Here is a 4349-nt window from a genome sequence, read left to right as displayed (position 1 = left end):
CCACCGGGCCGCGGCTACGAGGGGGCGCAACACCCGGCGGCTATCCCGCCACCTCTTCCACATCGCGCGGTGAGGGGCGGGTGTCGGGGAGCTGCCAGAAGATGACGGTGGAGGTGAGCGTGATCGCGCCCACGCACACGAACGTGGCATGCAGGGCGGCGGTGGCGCCGTGCAGGGTGTCCAGGTGCTCGAACGCGGCCAGCAGGCTGCCTGCGGCCGCGGCGCCGAAGCCGGTGGCCAGCATCATCACCATCGACAGCAGGCTGTTGCCCGAGCTGGCGAAATCGCGGTCCAGGTCGCGCAGGGTCACGGTGTTCATCACGGTGAACTGCAGCGAATTGACCGCGCCGAACACGGCCAGCTGCACCACGCGCAGCCACATCGGCTGGCCGGGCACCATGAAGATGAAGCTGGCCATGGCCAGGCCCACCAGCACGGTGTTGACCATCAATACGCGGCGGTAGCCGAAGCGTTCCACCAGCTTGACCGCGTAACGCTTGGACAGCATGCCGGCGGCGGCCACGGGGATCATCAACAGCCCGGCGTTCATCGGGCTCATGCCCATGCCGACCTGCAGCAGCAGGGGGATGAGCAGCGGCATGGCGCTGCTGCCGATCCGCGAGAACAGGTTGCCGAGGATGCCGATGCGGTAGCTCGGCACGTGGAACAGCGCCAGCGAGAACAGCGGCGCGGTGGAGTTGGCCGCGTGCAGCCAGTAGCCGACCAGTGCGGCCAGTCCGGCCACGGTCATCAGCATCACCAAGGCATGCGGGGTGGCCATGCCGGAAATGCCGTCCAGCGCCAGCGACAGCACCACCATGCCGAACGCCAGCATCAGGTAGCCGGCGATGTCGAAGCGGGTGCGGTGCTCGGCGTAGTGGTCGGGCATGATTTTCAGCGCGGCCACATAGCCGATCACGCCGATCGGCAGGTTGATCAGGAACACCCAGTGCCAGGACGCCACTTCCACCAGCCAGCCGCCCAGGGTCGGGCCGATCAGCGGCCCCACCAGCGCCGGGATGGCGATGAAACTCATGGCGCGCAGGAACTGCTCGCGTGATACCGAGCGCATCACCGCCAGGCGGCCGACCGGCAGCAGCATCGCGCCGCCCACGCCCTGCAGTACGCGCGCGGCGACCAGCTGGTGCAGGGTCTGCGCCAGCGCGCAGGCGAGCGAGCCGAGGGTGAACAGGATGATTGCCGCCAGGAAGGTGCGGCGGGTACCGAAGCGGTCGGCGATCCAGCCGGAGGCGGGAATGAAGGTCGCCACCGCCAGCGCGTAGCTGAACACCACCGACTGCATCTGCAGCGGGCTTTCACCCAGGCTGCGGGCCATGGCGGGCAGGGCGGTGTTGACGATGGTCGAATCCAGCATCTGCATGAAGATCGCCAGCGACACCAGCCACAACAGGGGCCGGAACGAGGCGTAGCTGGGGGTCGTCATCGTGTGCACCTTCATCAACGAGGTGCACATGATCGCACGGGGCGTGTGTATGCCAGGCCGGTAGAGCCACGCCCTGCGTGGCTGCGCGCCGTCAGCGCGCGCTCAACCGATGCACCGCCTCGACCAGCACCTGCACATGTTCGGGGTTCATGTCCGGCGACATGCCGTGGCCGAGGTTGAAGACGTGGCCCTCGCGCGAGCCGCCGTTGCCGCGCGCATAGCTGTCCAGCACCTGTCCGGCGGCGCGTTCAATGGCGTCCGGGTTGCCGTACAACGTGGCCGGATCCAGATTGCCCTGCAGCGCCACGCGGCCGCCGGTACGGGCGACCGCGTCGGCCAGGTCCAGGGTCCAGTCCACGCCCAGCGCATCGGCGCCGGTGTCGGCCAGGTCGGCCAGGTGCAGGCCGGTGCCCTTGCCGAACAGGATCAGCGGGGTGCGCTGCCCGCCATCGCCGCGCTCCAGCTCACGTGCGATGCGGGTCAGGTAGCGCAGCGAGAATTCGCGGTACATGGACGGGCTGAGCACGCCGCCCCAGGTATCGAACACCTGCAGCACCTGCGCGCCGGCCGCGCGCTGGGCGGCCAGGTAGGCAATGACCGCGTCGGTCACCACCGACAGCAGCTGGTGCAGTGCGGCCGGCTCGTTCAGGGCCATTGCCTTGATGCGTGCGAAGTCCTTGCTGCCGCCGCCTTCGACCATGTAGCAGGCCAGCGTCCACGGGCTGCCGGAGAAACCGATCAGCGGCACGCGGCCGTCCAGCTCACGACGGATCACGCGCACCGCATCCATCACGTAGCGCAGCTCGGTTTCCATGTCCGGCACCGCGAGCTTGGCGATGGCGGCGGTATCGCGGACCGGGTGGCGGAACTTCGGGCCTTCGCCTTCGACGAAGTACAGCTCCAGGCCCATCGCATCGGGAATGGTCAGGATGTCCGAGAACAGGATCGCCGCGTCCAGGTCGAACCGGCGCAGGGGCTGCAGGGTGACTTCGCAGGCGATGTCCGGGTTCTTGGCCATGGCCAGGAAGCTGCCGGCCTTGGCGCGGGTGGCGCGGTACTCGGGCAGGTAGCGGCCGGCCTGGCGCATCAGCCAGACGGGGGTGCAGTCCACCGGTTCGCGGCGCAGGGCGCGCAGCAGGCGATCGTGGCGGGAGGGGCTGGTCACGGGATGCTTCCTTGGAATCGGGTGGCGCAGGGCCAGGGGGAGGCGGGCCGCTCAGCGCGGCGGCACACCGCTGGTATAGGTGATCTGGTAACCGCGCTTGAGCTCGGTGTCGCGCGCCTTTTCAAACGCGGCCTGGGCCTGGCCCGCATCCGGGAACAGCTGGCGGTGCAGCTTGGCGCGGCCGCTGATCTGCCCCGACTCACGCAGCAGCTCCCAGCCGCCGAACAGGTCCGGTTGCAGGGTGAGCTGGAGGTAGCGGGCCGGTTCGGTTCCGCCCGGGGGTTGTTGCAGGAAGACGCGCATGCCCGCGATTGTAGCCGCGAACCGGCAACGCGGCCGTCACCGGCCCGCCGGGCGGGCGCGGCAAACGGTCGCAGCTCAGCCGGTGGCCAGCACGCGCAGCACCTCGGCTTCGTCGATGTCGGCCACCACTTCGGCACGGCCGATGCCCTGCCACAGCACCAGGCGCAGGCGCCCGGCCACGTTCTTCTTGTCCAGCCGCATGCGCGCCAGCAGCGCCTCGGGCGCCAGCCCGGCCGGAATGGAGACCGGCAGTTCGTAGCGCAGCAGCAGCTCGCGCAGGCGGGTGGTGTCGTCGTCGTGGCTCATGCCCAGCTGGGCCGACAGCCGCGCCGCCAGCACCATGCCCACCGCCACGGCTTCGCCGTGGTTGAGGTTGTCGTTGCCCGGCGCGCCGTAGCCCTGTTCGGTCTCGATCGCATGGCCGAAGGTGTGGCCCAGGTTGAGCAGGGCGCGCTCGCCGCGTTCCAGCGGATCGCGTTCGACGATCTCGGCCTTGTGTTCGCAGCTGCGTGCGATGGCCTGGGCCAGCGCGGCGTCGTCGCCGGCCAGCAGCGCGGCGTGTTCGGCCTGCAGCCACTGGAAGAACAGCGGGTCGCGGATCGCGCCGTACTTGATCACCTCGGCCAGGCCGGCGCGCAGCTCACGCGGCGGCAGGGTGCGCAGCGCGGCGGTATCGGCGATCACCGCGCGCGGCGGGTGGAAGGCGCCCACCAGGTTCTTGCCTTCCGGAATGTCCACCGCGGTCTTGCCGCCGACCGACGAATCGACCATGGCCAGCAGCGAGGTCGGCAGCTGCACGCAGTCCACCCCGCGCATCCAGCAGGCCGCGGCGAACCCGGCCAGGTCGCCGGCCACGCCACCGCCCAGGGCCATCACGCACGCATCGCGGGTGGCGCCCAGCGACGCCAGCGCGGTAATCGCCGCGCCGAAGTTGGCCAGCGTCTTGGAGGCTTCGCCGGCGGGCAGCACCAGCTCGCCGATCAACAGGTCCGGACGTTCGTCCAGCAGCGCCTGCTTGACCCCGGAGAGGTACAGCGGCGCCACCGATGAATCACTGAGCAGCAGCACGTGGCGGCCGCGCACGTGGCGCGCCAGCAGTTCGCCCTGGGCAAGCAGGCCGGGGCCGATATGGATGGTGTAGGGGGTGTCGCCGCCAACGGCGACGGTGCGGGGGGACGCGGTCATGCGGAAGGTTCCAGTCGCTGCCATTGCGAGGCCAGGCGCAGCACCAGCTGCGCGGTCGCCTCGCTGGGCGTGTATAGATCGGTATCGAGGGTAAGGTCGGCCAAGCCCTGGTACAGCGGGTCGCGCAGGTTCGCCATCTCGTGCAGTACCTGCTCGCGGTCCGGCCGCTGCAGCAGCGGCCGGCCCCGGTCGCGCGCCAGCCGCTCCAGCTGGGCCGGCACGCTCACCCGCAGGTAGACCACGAAGCCGCGC

Annotated in this window: 5 protein-coding genes; all 5 read right to left on the bottom strand. The window is 70.1% G+C overall.

Going from position 1 to position 4349, the window contains the following annotated elements; all coding sequences use genetic code 11:
• Positions 1–40: 40 nt before the first annotated feature.
• Positions 41–1444: a multidrug transporter subunit MdtD gene (mdtD, locus tag QMX79_RS20095; protein ID WP_282248358.1), complete on the bottom strand. Its 1404-nt coding sequence runs from the start codon at positions 1442–1444 to the stop codon at positions 41–43.
• Positions 1445–1535: 91 nt separating this feature from the next.
• Positions 1536–2609: a uroporphyrinogen decarboxylase gene (gene hemE / locus QMX79_RS20090; protein ID WP_282248357.1), complete on the bottom strand. Its 1074-nt coding sequence runs from the start codon at positions 2607–2609 to the stop codon at positions 1536–1538.
• A 51-nt stretch (positions 2610–2660) separates the two neighbouring features.
• Positions 2661–2912 carry a WGR domain-containing protein gene (locus QMX79_RS20085; RefSeq protein WP_282248356.1) on the bottom strand — a complete coding sequence of 84 codons (252 nt, stop codon included), beginning with the start codon at positions 2910–2912 and terminating at the stop codon, positions 2661–2663.
• Positions 2913–2987: 75 nt separating this feature from the next.
• Entirely contained in the window at positions 2988–4097 is a 1110-nt protein-coding gene (gene aroB, locus QMX79_RS20080) for a 3-dehydroquinate synthase (RefSeq protein ID WP_282248355.1), read from the bottom strand.
• The coding region (locus tag QMX79_RS20075; protein WP_282248354.1) for a shikimate kinase at positions 4094–4349 on the bottom strand (256 nt) is incomplete at its 5' end. The genes aroB and QMX79_RS20075, both read right to left, overlap by 4 nt.

This window comes from Stenotrophomonas sp. PS02300 (genome assembly GCF_029959395.1).
GTDB classification, from domain to species: domain Bacteria; phylum Pseudomonadota; class Gammaproteobacteria; order Xanthomonadales; family Xanthomonadaceae; genus Stenotrophomonas; species Stenotrophomonas maltophilia_AD.
Note: the sequence above shows the minus strand (reverse complement) of the source record. Positions and strands in the feature narration are given on the sequence as shown.

Bases quoted from the DNA above. Each gene is read 5' to 3' on its own strand.
- aroB (WP_282248355.1), bottom strand. From the start codon at position 4,097: ATGACCGCGTCCCCCCGCACCGTCGCCGTTGGCGGCGACACCCCCTAC.
- QMX79_RS20085 (WP_282248356.1), bottom strand. From the start codon at position 2,912: ATGCGCGTCTTCCTGCAACAACCCCCGGGCGGAACCGAACCGGCCCGC.
- mdtD (WP_282248358.1), bottom strand. From the start codon at position 1,444: ATGACGACCCCCAGCTACGCCTCGTTCCGGCCCCTGTTGTGGCTGGTG.